General features: G+C 55.7%; 9 protein-coding genes, 1 tRNA gene and 1 pseudogene. All 11 read right to left on the bottom strand.

Annotated features, from left to right (window positions below; genetic code table 11):
- Positions 1-12: 12 nt before the first annotated feature.
- On the bottom strand, positions 13-3,009 hold the full coding sequence (locus SH661x_RS07285) for a hypothetical protein (protein WP_437229469.1): 2,997 nt from the start codon (positions 3,007-3,009) through the stop codon (positions 13-15).
- A gap of 15 nt (positions 3,010-3,024) precedes the next feature.
- Positions 3,025-5,589 (bottom strand): hypothetical protein, encoded by a 2,565-nt coding sequence (locus tag SH661x_RS07290; RefSeq protein ID WP_437229471.1) that lies wholly within the window; start codon positions 5,587-5,589, stop codon positions 3,025-3,027.
- Positions 5,586-6,818 (bottom strand): hypothetical protein, encoded by a 1,233-nt coding sequence (locus SH661x_RS07295; RefSeq protein ID WP_437229473.1) that lies wholly within the window; start codon positions 6,816-6,818, stop codon positions 5,586-5,588. The genes SH661x_RS07290 and SH661x_RS07295 overlap by 4 nt, the downstream gene beginning before the upstream one ends.
- 133 nt (positions 6,819-6,951) lie before the next feature.
- Entirely contained in the window at positions 6,952-7,515 is a 564-nt protein-coding gene (locus SH661x_RS07300) for a hypothetical protein (protein WP_437229475.1), read from the bottom strand.
- A 405-nt stretch (positions 7,516-7,920) separates the two neighbouring features.
- On the bottom strand, positions 7,921-9,399 hold the full coding sequence (locus tag SH661x_RS07305) for a sulfatase family protein (protein WP_437229477.1): 1,479 nt from the start codon (positions 9,397-9,399) through the stop codon (positions 7,921-7,923).
- 31 nt (positions 9,400-9,430) lie between these two features.
- Entirely contained in the window at positions 9,431-9,892 is a 462-nt protein-coding gene (locus tag SH661x_RS07310) for a carboxypeptidase-like regulatory domain-containing protein (RefSeq protein WP_437229479.1), read from the bottom strand.
- A gap of 206 nt (positions 9,893-10,098) precedes the next feature.
- The gene (locus SH661x_RS07315) at positions 10,099-11,016 is read right to left on the bottom strand and encodes a DUF1559 domain-containing protein (protein WP_437229481.1); all 918 of its coding nucleotides are present in this window, start codon (positions 11,014-11,016) and stop codon (positions 10,099-10,101) included.
- A protein-coding gene (locus SH661x_RS07320; RefSeq protein ID WP_437221910.1) for an IS5 family transposase occupies positions 10,967-11,766 on the bottom strand; the annotation gives its coding sequence in 2 pieces (ribosomal slippage) (positions 10,967-11,427 and positions 11,427-11,766; 801 coding nt in all). Before SH661x_RS07320 ends, SH661x_RS07315 begins: the two co-directional genes overlap by 50 nt.
- 70 nt (positions 11,767-11,836) lie before the next feature.
- Positions 11,837-11,998, bottom strand: a pseudogene (locus tag SH661x_RS07325) (type II secretion system protein); the annotation flags it as partial.
- A gap of 1,087 nt (positions 11,999-13,085) precedes the next feature.
- Positions 13,086-13,172: transfer RNA gene (locus SH661x_RS07330), tRNA-Ser, on the bottom strand.
- 359 nt (positions 13,173-13,531) lie between these two features.
- Positions 13,532-15,820: a replication restart helicase PriA gene (gene priA / locus SH661x_RS07335; protein WP_437229483.1), complete on the bottom strand. Its 2,289-nt coding sequence runs from the start codon at positions 15,818-15,820 to the stop codon at positions 13,532-13,534.
- Positions 15,821-16,368 lie beyond the last annotated feature (548 nt).

The raw sequence follows: 16,368 nt of genomic DNA on the forward strand, positions 1-16,368 counted from the left end.
GACATGATGACCTCAGCGGGTGGCTCCAGAAAGAATGCCGCCGGACGTCGTTGACGACGGTCCGGTTCCGGGAAGGGCTCCAGATCGTTGATCAGCAAAGACCGGGCGACCTGCTGCCAGAAATTCGTTGGTTCCGTGTTTGAACTGCATTGTTCCGTTCGCAACGCGGCCGATCGTTCGCCATTCGCTCTCTTTGCTGCCATCCGGAACAAAGATGACCAGCAAATCACCGTCGGGAGCTTGTTCGCAATCTTTCATGTGGCAGGTCCATTGTTGTCCGGGCTGAAGCCAACCGACGATGGAGACGGATCGTTGTAATGCCCTGGAGAACTCAGCTCGCTGTTTGTCGGCATCCCTCCAGACGTCGTCCAGGCTCTTGAGTCTCTGGAAATGCGTGAGAATCTGCTTTGCATCTTCTGTTGATCGTTTCCCTTCGACATCGTCCGGGTTCATCCAGCGAGCCAAAGGGTTGATTGCAGCCCCCTGCAAATGCTTTAGATGCGGCTCGAGCTGGTCCTTGAGAAAGAGATCCCCGCTGGCGGATACCTCCAGGCAGCGTTTCAGCAGATCGAGTTTCAAAAAAGGATTCAGCTCGGCGTCATCCAGGATTTTCAGGGAGAGTTCCTGGCAGAACACGTTCCACTGTTCCGGCGGTGTCGAGAACACCCGGGCTTTGACGAAAGTCGCGATGACCTGACTGGGTGAGGGTGCCGGCGTATGAGAAACAAAATCCTCTGTCGGGATTTTCTTCTGAGTATCCAGGTCCTCGTTCCCGTATCCCACATAGAACCTGAAATTGGGGATGCCGTTCGTCTGGATTCTTGTCCCTTCCGGGACGTAAAAGATGCGGCCGTCCCTGATTTTCACACACGCGGATTTTTCGACCAGCGGGCTGGAGAAGATCCTCTCCATGCGTGTCTGGAGTCCTGTTCCGCTCCCGTCGATGTGGCCGGTAATGGACGTTAAGGCCTCAAGTTGATCGGCGTAACGTTTGGCGAGTGCGGTGTCGGGAGCCCCGCTGTGGGAAGTGATGAAAGTCCGGCAGGTGGAAATTCTTTTTGACATCTCCGTGAGATCGCGAGGCCAGGTGTCCTGCCACGTGTTTACGTGTCCGGCCCAGGTCAACGCGGCTTTCCAGTACATGTCTTCTTTGGTTCGCTCCCGGTACATGGCAGCGGCCTTCTCCTGCGGAATCGAGTCCGCAAAAGCCAGAAGTGAATCCCGATAGCGATCGACCGCCTCTGCGGGGTTGCCTAAAGCTGAAGAGATTTGGGCCTGCAGAGTCAGGTCGGCCAGACGCTGCTGTTGCAGGAGACGCTGATTGCGGAGGTCCTCCAGCTCCTTTCGACGTGCGGAAAGCAGACGAACCTGAGCGGCAAATTCAGGCCGAAGTCCGACACTCTTCTTTTGCAACTCTCCGATCACCTCAGCCAATCCGACCACAGCCTCTCCGGTTTTTTGGTCCCCCGTTCCGGTTCCCATCTCCCGATCCAGTTTCGCCAGTTGTTCTCCCGTCACCCGGATGGATTCACCCAGTTCAGACTCACGGGTCATCATCTCTTCGTCGTGCCGGGTTTGATGGTTCCGCTCAATTTCGGTGAGGGTCCGTTTCTCCTCCGGTGTTCTGGCATGGGTTCGTGCCTGCTGCAGCGCATTCATGATCTGCTCATGGGTTTTCGCTTCACGCGCCAGAGCAAGCGAATTCTGGTAAAGAACCTGTCGTTCCTGCTCGTCCTTCAGCTCTTTGTCGATCCTGGTCTGCAGGGCTGACAGGCGATCCCAACGGGCGATATCGTTTCGTTTTGAGAGGACGGACTTTGCTTCGTCGACCTGATGATTTTCCAGAAGCTGTTCCACGTGGCTTGCCACCCGGTCCGCTTCACTGGCCTGAAGCTGATGCCGGACGAGAAATCCGATTCCGACAGCGACCGCAATGACGACGGCCAGGGCACTTCCCAGTTGCAGCCGATGCAATCGAGTCTGGCTGATCTGCAGGGCTTCACGCCGATTCTGGTAACGGAGGGCCAAAAGTTCCGGCACGTCGCGGTCCAGTCGCTGAATCTCATGCACCAGTCGATCGAGTTCTTCCGTGCTGGTGGCCTGATCGAGTTCACGTTCCAGTGTTGCCGTCAGTTGCTGAAACTTCCGTTCGGCAGCTTCCCGTTCTTCTTCATCCTGCACCCAGCCGAGAACCGGGGCGACCTGCTCCTGGGGTGCCGTGGGGAAGGCTGGTCCCGCACGACGGAGGGCATCTTTCCATTGGACTGACAGCTCGCGGGCTTTCGGGAAATCGAGTTCAGAAAATGCGTTCTCCAGCTGCTGAGCCAGCTCTTCAAGTTGTCGGAAGGCGACCTGTTTTGTCAGTTCGGCAGCACTGTTTTTGATCGAGTGAATCAGCCGGGCGGGGGGGATTTCAAGCCAATTTCCGTCGGCGAGATCCTTCTGCAGAAGCTTCAGCTGAGGCAGATCCCCTTGCCGCTGAGCGGTGCGGATCTCCTCGGCCATCTCCTGAAACCGGGCCTTCTCAAAAGTCCGGACGTCATCTTCCCAGCTCGTCGTTTCAGGGTCTGCGTTTCGCAGCTGCCGTAACACATTCAGACGCAACTTCAGCGGAGCCCGATGCAATGCCAGCAGGCGATGGCGGGAGAGAAGGTTCTGCAGGGGCAGTTCGATCAGCTGGGCTTCGTTCAGCTTTCCAACGACCTGCAGGTTCAGGGCTTCGCTGCGGGGCAGATCATAGATGGCGACGACATCTTCCCAGGCCTCCATCTCGGGAAAGTTCAGCAGTCCGACAATCTCCTCGACGCTGGGGGGGCCTTCTGCCAGTTGAATGGCTTCGGATCGCAGACCGCCGTCGAGATAAGTTTCGATCTTCCTCAGCCGCAAGTTCACTTCATGACAGGCGAGCGCATACTCCCCCGCTGCAACCCGGAGTTCCTCCGTAAACTCGCAATCCTCAGACTGCAGCGCGAAGCGAATCTCGTCAACGATTTGCTGATAGTCGGACATGAGAATTGGCCCTTATTACTTTGCAGCCTGAGATGCTTGCTCACTTGTCGGGTAGACAAAAATTGGAAGAAACTTCGTTACGTTGTCGTTCTTGCATTCCTGCGAGATAATGACTTCTTTTAGATGAAGCGACTTCAGCTCGGTAATCAATTGGGTTGCAAATTCGCAAAACTGCTTAATGCGACCGAGACGAGCCAACTGTTGTCCTGCAGAATTGGATATAGACATCTTGTTCAGTTCTTCCTGGGTATACATGCCATCTTCTTTTTCCGTTACTGTATTGCTTCTCTTTATTGCTTCAGCCTGTTGGCTCGCTTGTTGCACTTCACTCAACAATCCGTCAGAGACGATCCGATTTGTGGCACTTAGCCATTTTGCGTTTATGCCTGCCCCCATTGGACTGAATTTAATCGCTTCGTCCAAGTCATGCTCGATAAACTTTTTGAGAGAAGTTTCAAAGCTGTAGAACGCGAATTCGACAATGACTTCGGTGTTTTTTTGGCCAGAGGGGATTTCCGGTGAGTTTGCAACACTTAACTTAATTGGAACCGGCTGATCTTTCATGGATTCAAGGAGTGGATTGTCGAATAGTTGCGAGCTTGGATCTAATAAATTCAAGGCCGAGGCGTTGAAGTCGCCAGATGCCACGTTTCCGTTCCAGATTAAAGGGACTGGTTTGTCGTCAGGCAAGATGTTGCCTGCACTTTGCGTTAATTTCAATGAGTTCAAACTGAGGTTCCAGTTTTCACTGGCTGAACTCATATTTGTCGGAAAAATAAGTTTATGACGGCGATTTTTTGTGTCTCTGCCTTGCGGGTCAATGTATTGAACGATCGCGTAAGGGAGAATTGTTGCCAGATCGTTACACCCCTGTGTTTTAATAGTATAAATGAATCGACAGTGATTTTGGTATGGTATTCTTGCGCTTACGTTTATTGCGATCTTTGCCCCGTCTTGGTCGTCTAGTGAGGAGGAAACCTTCAGGTATGGGCTCCAGCTATCCGATTTCTGAAAGTCTTGGAAGACTTCATTTTGTTTTGCCCGAACATTGTTTGAAAGATCGGTCGGACTCCAGACTTTCACCTCTTCAATGACGACTTTGTCGATCGCTAATTGTTGCGGGACATTGGGCTCGAGATCCTTTACCAAGTCGGCCCAAAAGTAAAACAAGTTTGGCGATCTCGAGGAGGGGGGCGAGTCAGCTGGCTGTTCTTCGGGAGCCATCGCAGCAGCAGGGGTTGAATTTAAGGATGTCTCGGCCACCACTCCAGGATTCTCTGGCATAAGTGAGCCTCCATGAGGTGGTGCGATTGAGACTGTCGCGGCAGGCTCCGATAAAACTTCGCCATTCGATAATTCGTTCAGTCCCATTTCCGAATTTGTTTTCTGATCTTCTTCGGTGGCCGTCGAGGACGAAGAACTTCCCGTGGTGGTTGTCTTGCGTTGATTCTCCGGAATGCTTGGAGCGGATGAAGTTTCGTTCTCGATTGGAGTGGCTGTGGCAATCAACGACCGCATCCACGATTTCAACCCGGTGAGATAAAATCCTGCACCTGCAGCGATCGTGGCGAGCAGGATCAGCGCTGCAACGCGTTTTACCAGTTTCCGTGATCTCGACTTTGCTTGGTGGATGGGAGGCGCAGCTGCCTGTCCGCGGATCGAAGGAGGAAGTGCGCGCTCGTGAACAAGCCGGATCGGTTCGTCGGGGTCGTCCTCTGAGGTTCGTGGTGGAAAAACATGGGGAGAAGCTGTTTCCCCTTCCTCCAAATGATTTTTCGTCGGCAGGACGCCCGTTCGGGCTGCGGAGACCAGGGGGCCCCCTTTTGCGGGGGGGAGGGGTTTGGTCAGGTCGATTCGCAGCGATTGCACATATCGGCGAGATTCCACTGCTTCCGGGGAATCAGCCAGTAGGCATCGCCAATTGCAGGTCACGCCGTTGGGGATCTTGGTGAAGTAAGTGCTGAACGTGACATCCCAGCGGCGGCTGGCTGGCAGCAGGCTGATCGCTTCTTCCATTAGGGGCAGCAGGTTCATTCCGGGCGAGAAGATGATGTACGCTGGTTGCTCCGGATGCTTCAGGAAAGATTCCGCCAGGACGCCTGCCCAGCCGGCGTCGCCTGTCAGTTCCTCCCATGCCGTGCATTTCGCAACTGCAGTTTTCCCTTGCGGAAGACGGCGTTCCCCGGAAACGACCTTCAGCTCGCCATCCCATTGATCTCGGATCATGCCAGACTGCGCCAGCGTCCAGGCCGGTCCTGCGGAGGGGCGATCAGCGGGATCGAGCACAAGATGATGAGCGAGTTTGTTGGTTCGCTGGGAGTAATCCAGTCCGTAGTCGGCGATTCGGGACAAGACGCTGCTGCGTCGTCCGCTCAGCGACATCTGGAGATGGGAGTACACCACCGGGTTCTGAGACGCCTGCGGGTCCCCGGGCGGGAAGACGGGCCGGTATCCACTCAGGGACTCGAGCGCTGTCGCGACAGGAGCGGGCATGCCTGAGGTGCTGAGGACGGTGCAAAAGCCACGGCTGCCCGGCTTCAGACCTTTGGGAGCGGACGTGTAGAGGAGTTCCTGAATCATGTTGTCGCCCCCTGACGCTTCAGCACAGGAATCAAACCGGGGTGGCAGCGTGCCAGTGCATAAAGAAACGGGACGGTCACCCAGAACGGGCGAGCTTCCGCCGGCCTCATATAGAGTTGGCCATCAGTTCGTCCTTCATGTGTACACCAGCCGACGGCGCTCGCGGGTAGAAAAGTGACATGACTGGCGAATGTCTCGGCTGCAGCCACGATGTCAGGGCAGGCCCGCTGCATCAGATGCCGGGAGAAGCGGGCATAGCGCTCGATGCGGTCAATGTCGAGCCCGTGAATGCGATCCCCGTTGGAGACCTGACCGATCGGCTTCCAGGGTTCGCTGTGGTCGTCTTCTCCGAGCAGTTCTTCGAGTAAATGTGACCATGCGTCGTACTTGGTGAGGATGACGAATAATGGTCGGCCATGTTTCTCTGACTGCTTGAGCTTCGCATAGCGCCGAATTCGGGCGGCCGCTTCCTGCAGAATCGGTTCCTGCCGGGAGAGACGTGATTTCGAGTCATCCTTCGACCAGTCCGCAGTTCCATCATCCAGCATCTGGCGAAAGCGGACATCCTGTGTCGGATCAAAGACGAAGAACAAGGCGCGCGAGAGCGCCATATGGCGCGTGACCGGACTGCTGACAATATCTTTGCCGGGCTGAAATGATTCGCCAGCGTTGTCATACAGGCAGACGACTCGACCCAGGCGATCCGCTTTTTCACTGTTCGGATGCCCGGGCTGAGGTTGGATCGAAAACAGAAACGGCCGGGGATAACTGACCGTCTGCGAGCCATAAGAGACCTGATCGTAGAGCTCTCCCTGTTCTTCAGTTTTTCGAATCAGGCTGGCCAGGGAACACATTTCCTGAGCCCGAGGGTTGAGGAACAGAGATTCCTCATAGTCATTGAGCTGCTGGTTGAGCAGGGGATCGGCGTCGGAGAAAGACGTGGCAAACACGGACGACATGATCTGACGCAGCTGGTACGTCATCGATGCCAGAAAGAACGACTTGCCGCTGGCGGGGGCTCCGAAGATCGAAAGAAAGAGAGGTTCCAGTTCGACGAGAGGGCGGGGAACGCTCAAGTGGCACTTCGGGCAGGCCAGCGAATGACACGCAAAACCTCGTGCATCGATGGCTTCGCCGTCGACTGTGAAGCGGGTGGGCAGGAAGCGTTGTTGATGGTCCGGCCCCAGCATGGGGTCGCCGAAAAGGTCTGCATGCTCTGTGATCCACAAGATGCGTTCCGCTGGGAATGACTCCCAGCAATGGGGACAGGTGATCCGAGGAAGTCCTCCGACTGTCGCGGTTTTATTGGAAGGCGTTGGTGCCATGACTTGCATCATTCAACTCAAGGAAAATGTGTGAAGTTCACTCCAGAATCAGGGTGCGAAACTTGCTGGGAGGGTCTTTCTTTGACGCGGACAGCTGCCGGGCGGAAGCATCCAGTTCGGCCCGAATCTCGCCAGCCAGTCGCTGAAAGTCGGGATCCTTGCTTCCCTCAACAAGATTCCATGCCTCTCGTGCTTCGCGGAATGCGGTCGAGTTTTTTCCCTCGCCTCTTTTGAGCTTCGCTGAGCCGAGGAGGCGATTGGCCCTGTTCAGAATTGTCGCCTTTTCCGCGGCCGACAGGCCCGGTCGAGCTGCTGCTTCAGCGGGGGGAGGCAGTGAAGAAGGGACTTCAGGCGGTATCGCCAGCGGCGGAATTTCGATTTCAGTAACTGGCTCAGAGCTGTCGAGACTCGAATCGGAGCTCTCGGGAGGGGGCGGATTCTGGTCTTCAGCAGAAGCTGATGCGGGCGGAGCTTCCGCTGGCGCTGCAGGCACAGGCGGCTGCGGCTGTTCGGAATTCGGGGCGGGGCAGCCAGAGAGTCCAAGACAGATCGTCAGTATGAAGATCTGTGGGAGTGCCCGTTTTCGCCCGTGAAATTGCATGGCCCGCGATTTCTGTTTGCGTGCACTGCTTGGCCCGTGCAACGACAATTCAGACAAGAAGAATTAACTTCGACGCAGTGGCATTCTGTTCACCAGATGGACTGAATGCAAGTGTGCATCTGATTTTCTCGTCGCGCGCCTGAATTGAGATGACTATACGAGCGATATTCAATTGTCAGCGGGACCATATCGCGGGTATCCGTTGTCATCATTCACGTCATCCCGCGCCAGCGAGATGTTCAGAACCTGCTCAGGGGCGAGGCAGAATTAAGAGTTGTTCTGATGGGGAGGCGCAGCATGCTCGGTGCGAGGCGGCTTGATCAGCCAATCGGCACCTTATGAGGTTCGCCGCGTGCCGGAACGCGGCGAACCTGGAAGAGTGAAATGGATGAGCGACAGGCCGACTTATGGCTGAGAAGCTTTAATTTCGAGGCCAAAATGCTCCTCATACCAGCTCTGTTCGGGTTTGCGGAGTGTCGTGTCCGGCAATCCGCGAGGTTTCAAGGTGTCGGCCCAAATCTCCAGTTCACCTTTCAACTGAGCTGCGATCTCCGGATGGTCCTGGATTCGATTGGATACTTCCTCCCCGTCAATATCGAGGTCGAAGAGATACTCCGCTTCTTTACCAGCCTTGATGTATTTCCACTTCCCGGAGCGAATTGCCGATTGTGTAAAGAACCGCCAATACAGGTTTTCATGCGGATTCCGGGGATTCTCTCCGGTGAAATAAGGGACAAGATTCACTCCGTCCAGTTCTGGATCCTCCGGAAGGCCAGCCAGTGCTACGGCTGTGGCGGCAATATCCAGAGAACTGACGGGACGTTCTTCAACCTTTCCCTGGGGGAGTCCCTTGGGCCAGCTCCAGATGAATGGGACCCGCAAGCCACCTTCACTGAGCATCCCTTTTTCTCCCCGATAAGGAGTATTCACCGAGCCATCCCAGAGGACCTGCAGATCTTCAACCGGCAGGTCTTTCTTCCCGCCCAGAGGGGCCCCGTTATCACTGAGGAAAATCACTAGTGTATTTTCGTCAATGGCGTGCTTTTTGAGGGCATCCTGAATTCGGCCGACGCCATCATCGACGGCTGAGATCATGGCCAAGGCGTATCGGCGACGGAGAGATTCCACCGACGAGAAGCGATCCAGGTATTTTTGCGGAGCTTCCAGCGGGACATGCGGGGCAACATAGGCCACGTACAGGAAAAACGGCTGGTCATGGTTCCGCTCGATAAAGGCTTCGGCGGCTTCGGATTTGATATCCACACGGAACCGGTCATCGACAACGGATTCACCCTGCGGAGCCAATGGATTTCCGCGAAGATCAAAATTGGCCTGATAGTTCTGAAACGGTCCGTTGAAAAACTGATGGAATCCCTGAGCCGCTGGCAGATAGGGGCGCGCGAGCTCCTCGGGGATGGTGAACTCATTACGGCCTTGAATGGGAAGGCCCTGCTTGCGAGCCCACTTTACGGAATTTCGAGCGGGGTCAAGGTGCCATTTTCCGACCATCCCGCAGGTATAACCCGCTTTTCCCAGCCGTTCGGCAATTGTGACCGCATCAGTCGTCAGGGGCATGTCCTGATTGTTGTCGAAACCATATCGCTGCTGGTATCGACCTGTCAGCAAACCGGCGCGCGAAGGGGCGCATTGGGGAGCTGAAGCGTATCCGGCGGTGCAGCGAACACCCTGATGTGCGAGCCGATCGATGTTCGGTGTCTTCACGTCCGGATCGACTCCCTGAACACCAACATCGGCGTAGCCCATGTCATCCGCCAGGATCACGATGATATTGGGGCGATCCGCAGCGAACAAAAGGCAAACACTGTAGAATGGATTCGCCATGAGAACGGCGGCAATCGCAAGGTGTCGAAAAACTCGTGGCATGGAATGTCTTCGCTGGGCGTGAGCGTTCTGTTTACTTCGATTTCTTCCTGGCTGTCTCGTCGCCGGGTAATGTCATCAGATCCAGGTCGATCACGTTCTTCCCTTTTTCCACCACAACGGCAATCGACCCCAGTTTGTGATAACGCGCCGGGATAATTTCGGGGATCACCTTGTCATCGGGAGTCAGGTCTCCTGTGGAGGCGCGAACCTGATGTGATCCAAGCAGCGCCCCTTTCCGTGTTGCGTTGTACCGAAGTTCGTACTCACCGTCTGCATTTGATCTTGACGTTGATGGCCGGCCCGCGAGATCTGGTGTAAACGTGATGAAGGCGTTGGGGACCGGCTGACCGTCGAGCGTCACTCTTCCACTCACTTCACCCAGCGGGATGGTTTCCTTTTGGCAGCCAGCCAGCCCCAGAAAGAGAATCGCCGTGAGGATCCCTTTTCCAGGACTGTGAAGAGCCGATCTCGGGTGTTTCAGAAGGCGCGACATCTCGCAGATCTTTATCTCATGAGGGGAAATAGAAACCTCGCCAAAAACGCCGAGTATCCAATCAGCTTTTCGGCACCTACCTGGAGCGGATCTCACGAAAGCGTGACGTTCCGGCGGCGATCAACCCAGCTTTCGATCGAACAATTCTCCCGAATCGCCTCCACACTCCTCTGGGGCTACTGCCAGGCAGTGCGTGACTTCAGGATTTAGAACTCACCGACAGACATCCCGTCTTCTCGGCTGATGAGGTATTCATAAATGCTGTCTACAACTGTCGTCGCATAATTGACGTCTGGTTTCTGATCAATATTTTCGTTCAGGAAGCGGACACTTCCGTCGCCCAGGACGATATGAACTCCCCCTTCATGCAGGCTCGACACACCCATCAGACAACTGTTGTTTTGCGTCGAATTGCTGGTGTCGGACGAGTTGATAATTCCTTTTCCTTGAAAGACCACTGATTGAAAGCGATTGGTATTTCCGATCGCCGTACCGCGGATGCCATAGATCACGCCGGCCGCGCACTCAAGACCGCCCACGTTGAAAGCACGCTCGCTGAGAAGAATGGTGTTTGACAATCCATCTGTGACATGTCGAAAGCTGATCGAACTGTTCCAGAAGAAGAACCCATTTCCAGGTCGTTTCAGAGCAGGAGCAATTGCTCCCGTGCCGACCGCGCCCGAATGAAAATTCCCCACATAGTTGGATGTCGCAATTGGATATTCCTTGTTGGCCTCATCCCCCATCGTGCGCACCGAGTTCAATTGGGGACCGGTGTCTGATGGGCAACGGAAAAGGCTCAACGGCTGCTGCATGGCAGCCAGTTTCTCTGGCACCTTAATGGCTTGAAGCATGTCATTCTGCGGCTGGAGGGTGTTATAAACCGTCGACTGATCAACCATTGGCAGAATGAGTGTCGGCCAGGCGTAGTGAGCATAAAACGAAGCAGCAGGATCTCCGGAATTCGAAGGCCACTGCGCTGGATCATCGAGCCAGCCGGGCGGCATTCTGCTGTGAACTTCATGATAATTATGAAGCGCGAGTGCAATTTGCTTTAGGGCGTCCGGACAAAACCTATTCAGCGATGAGATATCTCCAGGTGATGAGTGAGTTGGCGATGTCATGGAACGCTTGGTGCACTTCCTCCAGCCTGTCCCAGCGAATCCGCAACCTGCGGAATTGTTTGAGCCAGCTGATGGTCCGTTCAATCGGCCAGCGGGTCGCACCCAGAGACGAGTCCTGCCGCTGACCTCGTTTGGGAATGAAGGTCTCAATGCCAGCCAGTCCCAGCAGGTCCCGAGTTGCCTGGCAGTCGTAGCCTTTGTCGGCGGTCACACTCCGTGGGCAATCCAGGGGGCGTCCCCGCTTGCCACCAATCTTCGGGTACCTCAGAAACACCAGTGGCAGAAGTTGTTTCAGATCATGAACATTGGCGGCCGTCAGGATGTTCGCCAGCGGAATCCCATTGTGAGTGGTCATCAGGTGAGACTTGCTGCCGCAGCGACCACGATCCGTCGGATTCGGTCCGGTTTTTGTCCTCCCAACGGGGCCTTGATCAATCCGGCATCGACGAGCACGTCCGCCAGTTCCAGACGCCCGGCTGCGTTCAGCACGGTGAGGAGGTGGCGATGAATGTCCTGAAAGACTCCCAGGTCGATCCACAGCTTGAGACGTCGATAGCAGGTCTTGTAGGAACACCCCAGTTCCAAGGGCAGGTCCTCCCAGGCGATGCCGGTCTTGAGCACGAACAGAATGCAGGTGAAGACGGTCCTGTTCTCCGCTGGCGGTCGGCCGCCTTTGACAGAGAACTCGTAAGTCGGAAAGAACGGCTCGATCTCGTCCCACAAGTCATCACTCAGCAATCGGGTGGCCATATCAGTTCCTCCGTGAACGGGAAAAACCAGACCTTCCCAAAATTTTCAAACCATGCCAACATTAGTTTTGTCCGGAACCTCTTAGATGATTCTTGCATTGACTGCGGCGGGCTGCCTCCCTCGCCTGCTGTACTGCAGGCAATAATAATGCGACCAGAACCGCAATAATGGCAATCACCACAAGTATTTCGATGAGTGTGAAGCCACGGTGACGATGGGGATGTGCTTTCATGGGAGTGTCGACTTTTCGAATAGTGGAAGGCTCGCAACGCGATCGCGGCCATCCAGAAACAACGGTTGTGGGGAGTACACAGTAAGACCGGACCGCTGGAAGTTGTGGCAGTGACTCCGCCTTCAAAGATGAAGGCTGATCCCTGCTCGAGAGCGGATTCGGAAAAGCAATCCGGAAGAACTCAGAGGCAGAGTCAGCCTCAACAACAGCAAGGGACCGGACAGAAGCCCGTGCGGTACGCATCCTTGGCCCTGAAAAACCTGCTGGTTCGCTGTGACGTGGAGATCATGCAAAGCCTCGTGGTTTGCGTGATGCCTCTAGAAAAATCCAGTCAGCACCGACAAATGTAGATGAACGAAGTTTATGGGAGTCGAGCTTTCACATACGACTACCAATAGGGTCGTGATATAATATCGTCTTCACTTTCGATACTGTCAATTGAAATGCCAGCAAAATAGCTTTTTTGTGTAAAATCGTCATCTTTGTGAAGTGTTTTTGGCTTCTTGTTTATTACGATTTGGTAATGTTCTGCTTTCAAGGGTCCGGCCCCGGCACTCCCTCTTTCCGCAGCAACTCTGAAATAACCTTCTCCGGGACTTTCTTTACGGCATACTCTGCTCTCTGAGGAGCTCTACGGCCCTGATGTCCTGTCGGAGTATGTTCAAGAAGGAACGTACGACACGAGCAGATCGTATTCAGAAACGACGCACGACGATGTCCTGATGCTCCAGGAATCGGGTTCGCAGTTGTGCAATGGAAACCGGCTGGAACGTCACCAGAGTGGGGACTGAGATGAGAGCAGGGCGTTAACCTGCGCCGCCATCTGTCGGGCTTCACCCTCAATATCCGCAACTCTTTTTCGAACGGCCGCTGCCATCCCGGTCGGAATTCGTTATCCGCCGTGATAGAAGTAGAGGGAAGCTTGTCTCACTCGCCGCCGGAGAGACCTTCGCAGTGAACGCTCCACCATCACCTCCCGTGCACGGACTGTGCACCATTTGTGCATCAGGAGATCGCTTCCAGCGCAGCAAAAATCCCGCAATTTCCAATTGGTTGGAAAGTGACGGGATCAGGTGAAAAGTGAAAGCGGAGAGGCAGGGATTCGAACCCTGGGTCTCCTTGCGGAGACTCCGGTTTTCAAGACCGGTGCAATCGGCCGCTCTGCCACCTCTCCGGTGGTGCTGGCGTGGTGTGAAGGTCGATTCACATCTGCTGGCATGTCTGGTTCTCTCGAGCCAGGCGGCACTCTCCTGTTGGTGAACGTGGTTCACCAACAGGAGATCCGTCACCTCCCGGGATCGGGAGCTGACATTTCGATCCGGAGTCTAGCAAACGTCCTCGCACCGTGGAAGTTTGTCCAGCGAGGGACGGTCGGAAATTGAATGGCCGAAGCGAGGCAACGGCGGAGCTGGGGCCTCGCTCTCGGTATCTGGCCGGGTCCACTTGGGGGGAGGGACTCAGGCTGGGATCAGGTGGCGCGTTGTGGACGACCGGAGAGCGATTGTTTCAGAACTGTAATCGCCCCGCATTCGTTCAGCGCAAGTCCAGCGGGTCGACGTCGATTGTCAGTTCGACTTCCGAATGCGTCCCGAAACGGTGGGACGTTTCACGCCAGAGTTGCTGAATTGCTTCCGCAGTGGGAGCGGTCAGCTGCAGATGGTATCGGTAGAACTTTCTCAGCCGGGTCATCAGGGCGGGGGCCGGACCCAGGATGCGGACTTGAGTCCCCGCCTGTGCATTGGCTTCTCGAAGCAGTTCGGCGATGCGGCGGGATTCCTCCTTCACAAACGACTCTGTCATGGACCGGAAGATAATGCGGGCCATGGAGGAGTAGGGGGGGGCCTGCATGGCCTTGCGGTTCTGCAGTTCCATTTTTGCGAAGCTGTCGAAGTCATGCCGGGCGGCAAACTGGATCACGGGTTCGTCGGGGGCCATGGTCTGGACGAGGACGCGTCCTTCGCGATCTCCTCGACCGGTTCTGCCGGCCACCTGGGCGATCAGCTGAAAGGTTCTTTCTGCGGAGCGAAGGTCGGGCTGATGGAGCAGAGTATCAGCGTCAATCACTCCCACCAGGGTGACATTCGGGAAGTCGAGTCCCTTTGCGATCATCTGCGTTCCGAGGAGGATGTCGATCTTCTTTTCGCGGAATGATTCCAGGGCGGCATCATGGCTGCCGGGCTTGCTCATGGAATCGCTGTCCATCCGCAGGAGCCGGGCATCGGGAAACTTCGTCTTCACTTCCGCTTCAAGCCGCTGCGTTCCACTGCCCAGGTATCTCAGTCCCGGCTGGCCGCACTTCGGACAGCGTTCCGGCGGCGGCATGGAGAACTCACAGCTGTGGCACAGTAACAGGCCGGCATCCTTGTGCCAGGTCAGTGTGACATCGCAGTCCGGACAACGAATTCCGGTGCATTTCGGACACCACAGCACGGGGGAATAGCCGCGCAGGTTGAGAAAGAGGATGATCTGTCCTTGGTCGCGCAGGGCGTGGTCCATGGCATTCTTCAAGGCCCGGCCGATGGAATTCCGTTTCGCGATAAAGGGGTCGTTACGGGTGTCGACCAGCGTGACATGCGGGAGCGGACGCAATTCCACCCGTTGTTTCAACGTCAGCAGCTGATCATGCCCCTCCTGAGTCCGCACCAGCGATTCCAGTGTCGGGGTTGCTGAGCCGAGGATGAGAGGGACCTGTTGCCGTCGTGCCCGCTCGCGAGCGACCTCACGGGCGTGATAACGCGGAGTGGAATGCTGTTTGAAAGTGGTTTCATGTTCTTCATCAATGATGATGATCCCCAGATGCGGAACGGGGGCGAAAACCGCACTGCGGGCGCCGACCACCACTTGCACATGGCCCTCCGCAATCTGCTGCCAGTGCCAGTGCCGTTCTGCATCGGAGAGGTGACTGTGCAGCACCGCAACGGAATCAAAGCGGGCACGGAATCGACGAATGGTCTGCGGGGTCAGGCTGATTTCGGGAACGAGCACAATCGCCTGCCGACCGTAGCTGACCACTTCCCGGATCGCCTGAATGTAGACTTCCGTTTTTCCGCTGCCGGTCACTCCATGCATCAGGAGCGTTTCATGACGCTGGTCACGCAGGACCTCAAGAATCCGTCGCAGACTTTCCTGCTGCTCGAGGTTCAACTTTAAATCAGCCTGCGGAGCGACAGGCGACATCTCCGCCTCCGCCACACGGCTCCGATTGCGTAGCGGAACGATGATCCCCTTTTTGCGCAGGGTATCAATCGGTGAAGTCCCGCAATTCGCCAGTTGAGCCAGCTCCGCAACGGGAATTGCAGCCTGCTTCTTCTGGAGAATCTCGATTACAGCTTTCTGCTTCGCTGAGAGCTTGACCTTGGCGAAGTCGATGCCGGGTGCCAGTTCGAAACTGAGAATCTCCCGGGTTCCCGCCTGTTTCTTGACTCCAGCCGGGATCACGGTTTCCAGGACCTGACCCCAGCTGCACAGATAATGGTCCGCAATCCAGCGGGTCAGATCCAGCATCGCGGGGGAGAGCAGGGATTCGCGATCCAGAATTTCGTGCAGGGTCTTGAGGCGCTTGCGGGTTGGCAGGTCGTTGCTCACGCCGACGCAGTACCCCATCGTCAGCTGGTCGCCCCGTCCGAACGGAACCCGCACTCGCTGGCCGGGGACCACCATTTCCCGGAGATGATCCGGCACCCAGTATTGATAGACCGGATCCAGCGGTTTGTTGAAGACCACCTGAGCCACCAGCCGATCCTGCTCGGCCGCCAGCTCCCACGAATCGGGTTCCGGCGGGAGGTCGAAGAGAGCAGGTTGGTGCTTGCGTGGTTCTGGCATGCTGCTTCGAAAGGCGAAACATGTTCGCCATACGGGAAATGAATCGAGGACCCAAACCGCCATTGTAGGGAATTCCCGTTCGAAACCAGAACGAGAAGAGCGTGAGACTTGTCGGCCCAAATCAGAAACTCACCGGCTTGCATCCGCTGAGAATGGACAGGCTTCGATCCGTTTCGGCGTCGGGAAGTGAATCTGGGGGCACGGAACGAAGGAAAAGGTGAGAACCGCGAATCGCGCGAATTCAGCGAATCAGAAAACAGACTGAGATGAACACTGGGGCCCATCGAGCTAGGAGACTTCAATCTCAAATCAATGGATTCGCAGCATTCGCTTCATTCGCGGTTGTTGGCTTTCTCTTCCCATCCGACTCTTCCGTGTTTTCCGTGGTTCGAAATTCCCCACCCACGCGTCGTTCACTTGTTTTGAGTCACCAGCGGATCATGCGAAAACTCAAGCCGAATTTGATCTTGTTCCAGGACGGAATTTTCCGTAGTTTCCCGCTCAAAATCCCCTCATCCTCCCTCCAAAATTCAAATTGTGGCCCCGTT

The organism is Planctomicrobium stercoris, from assembly GCF_051465655.1.
Taxonomy (GTDB): Bacteria; Planctomycetota; Planctomycetia; order Planctomycetales; family Planctomycetaceae; genus Planctomicrobium.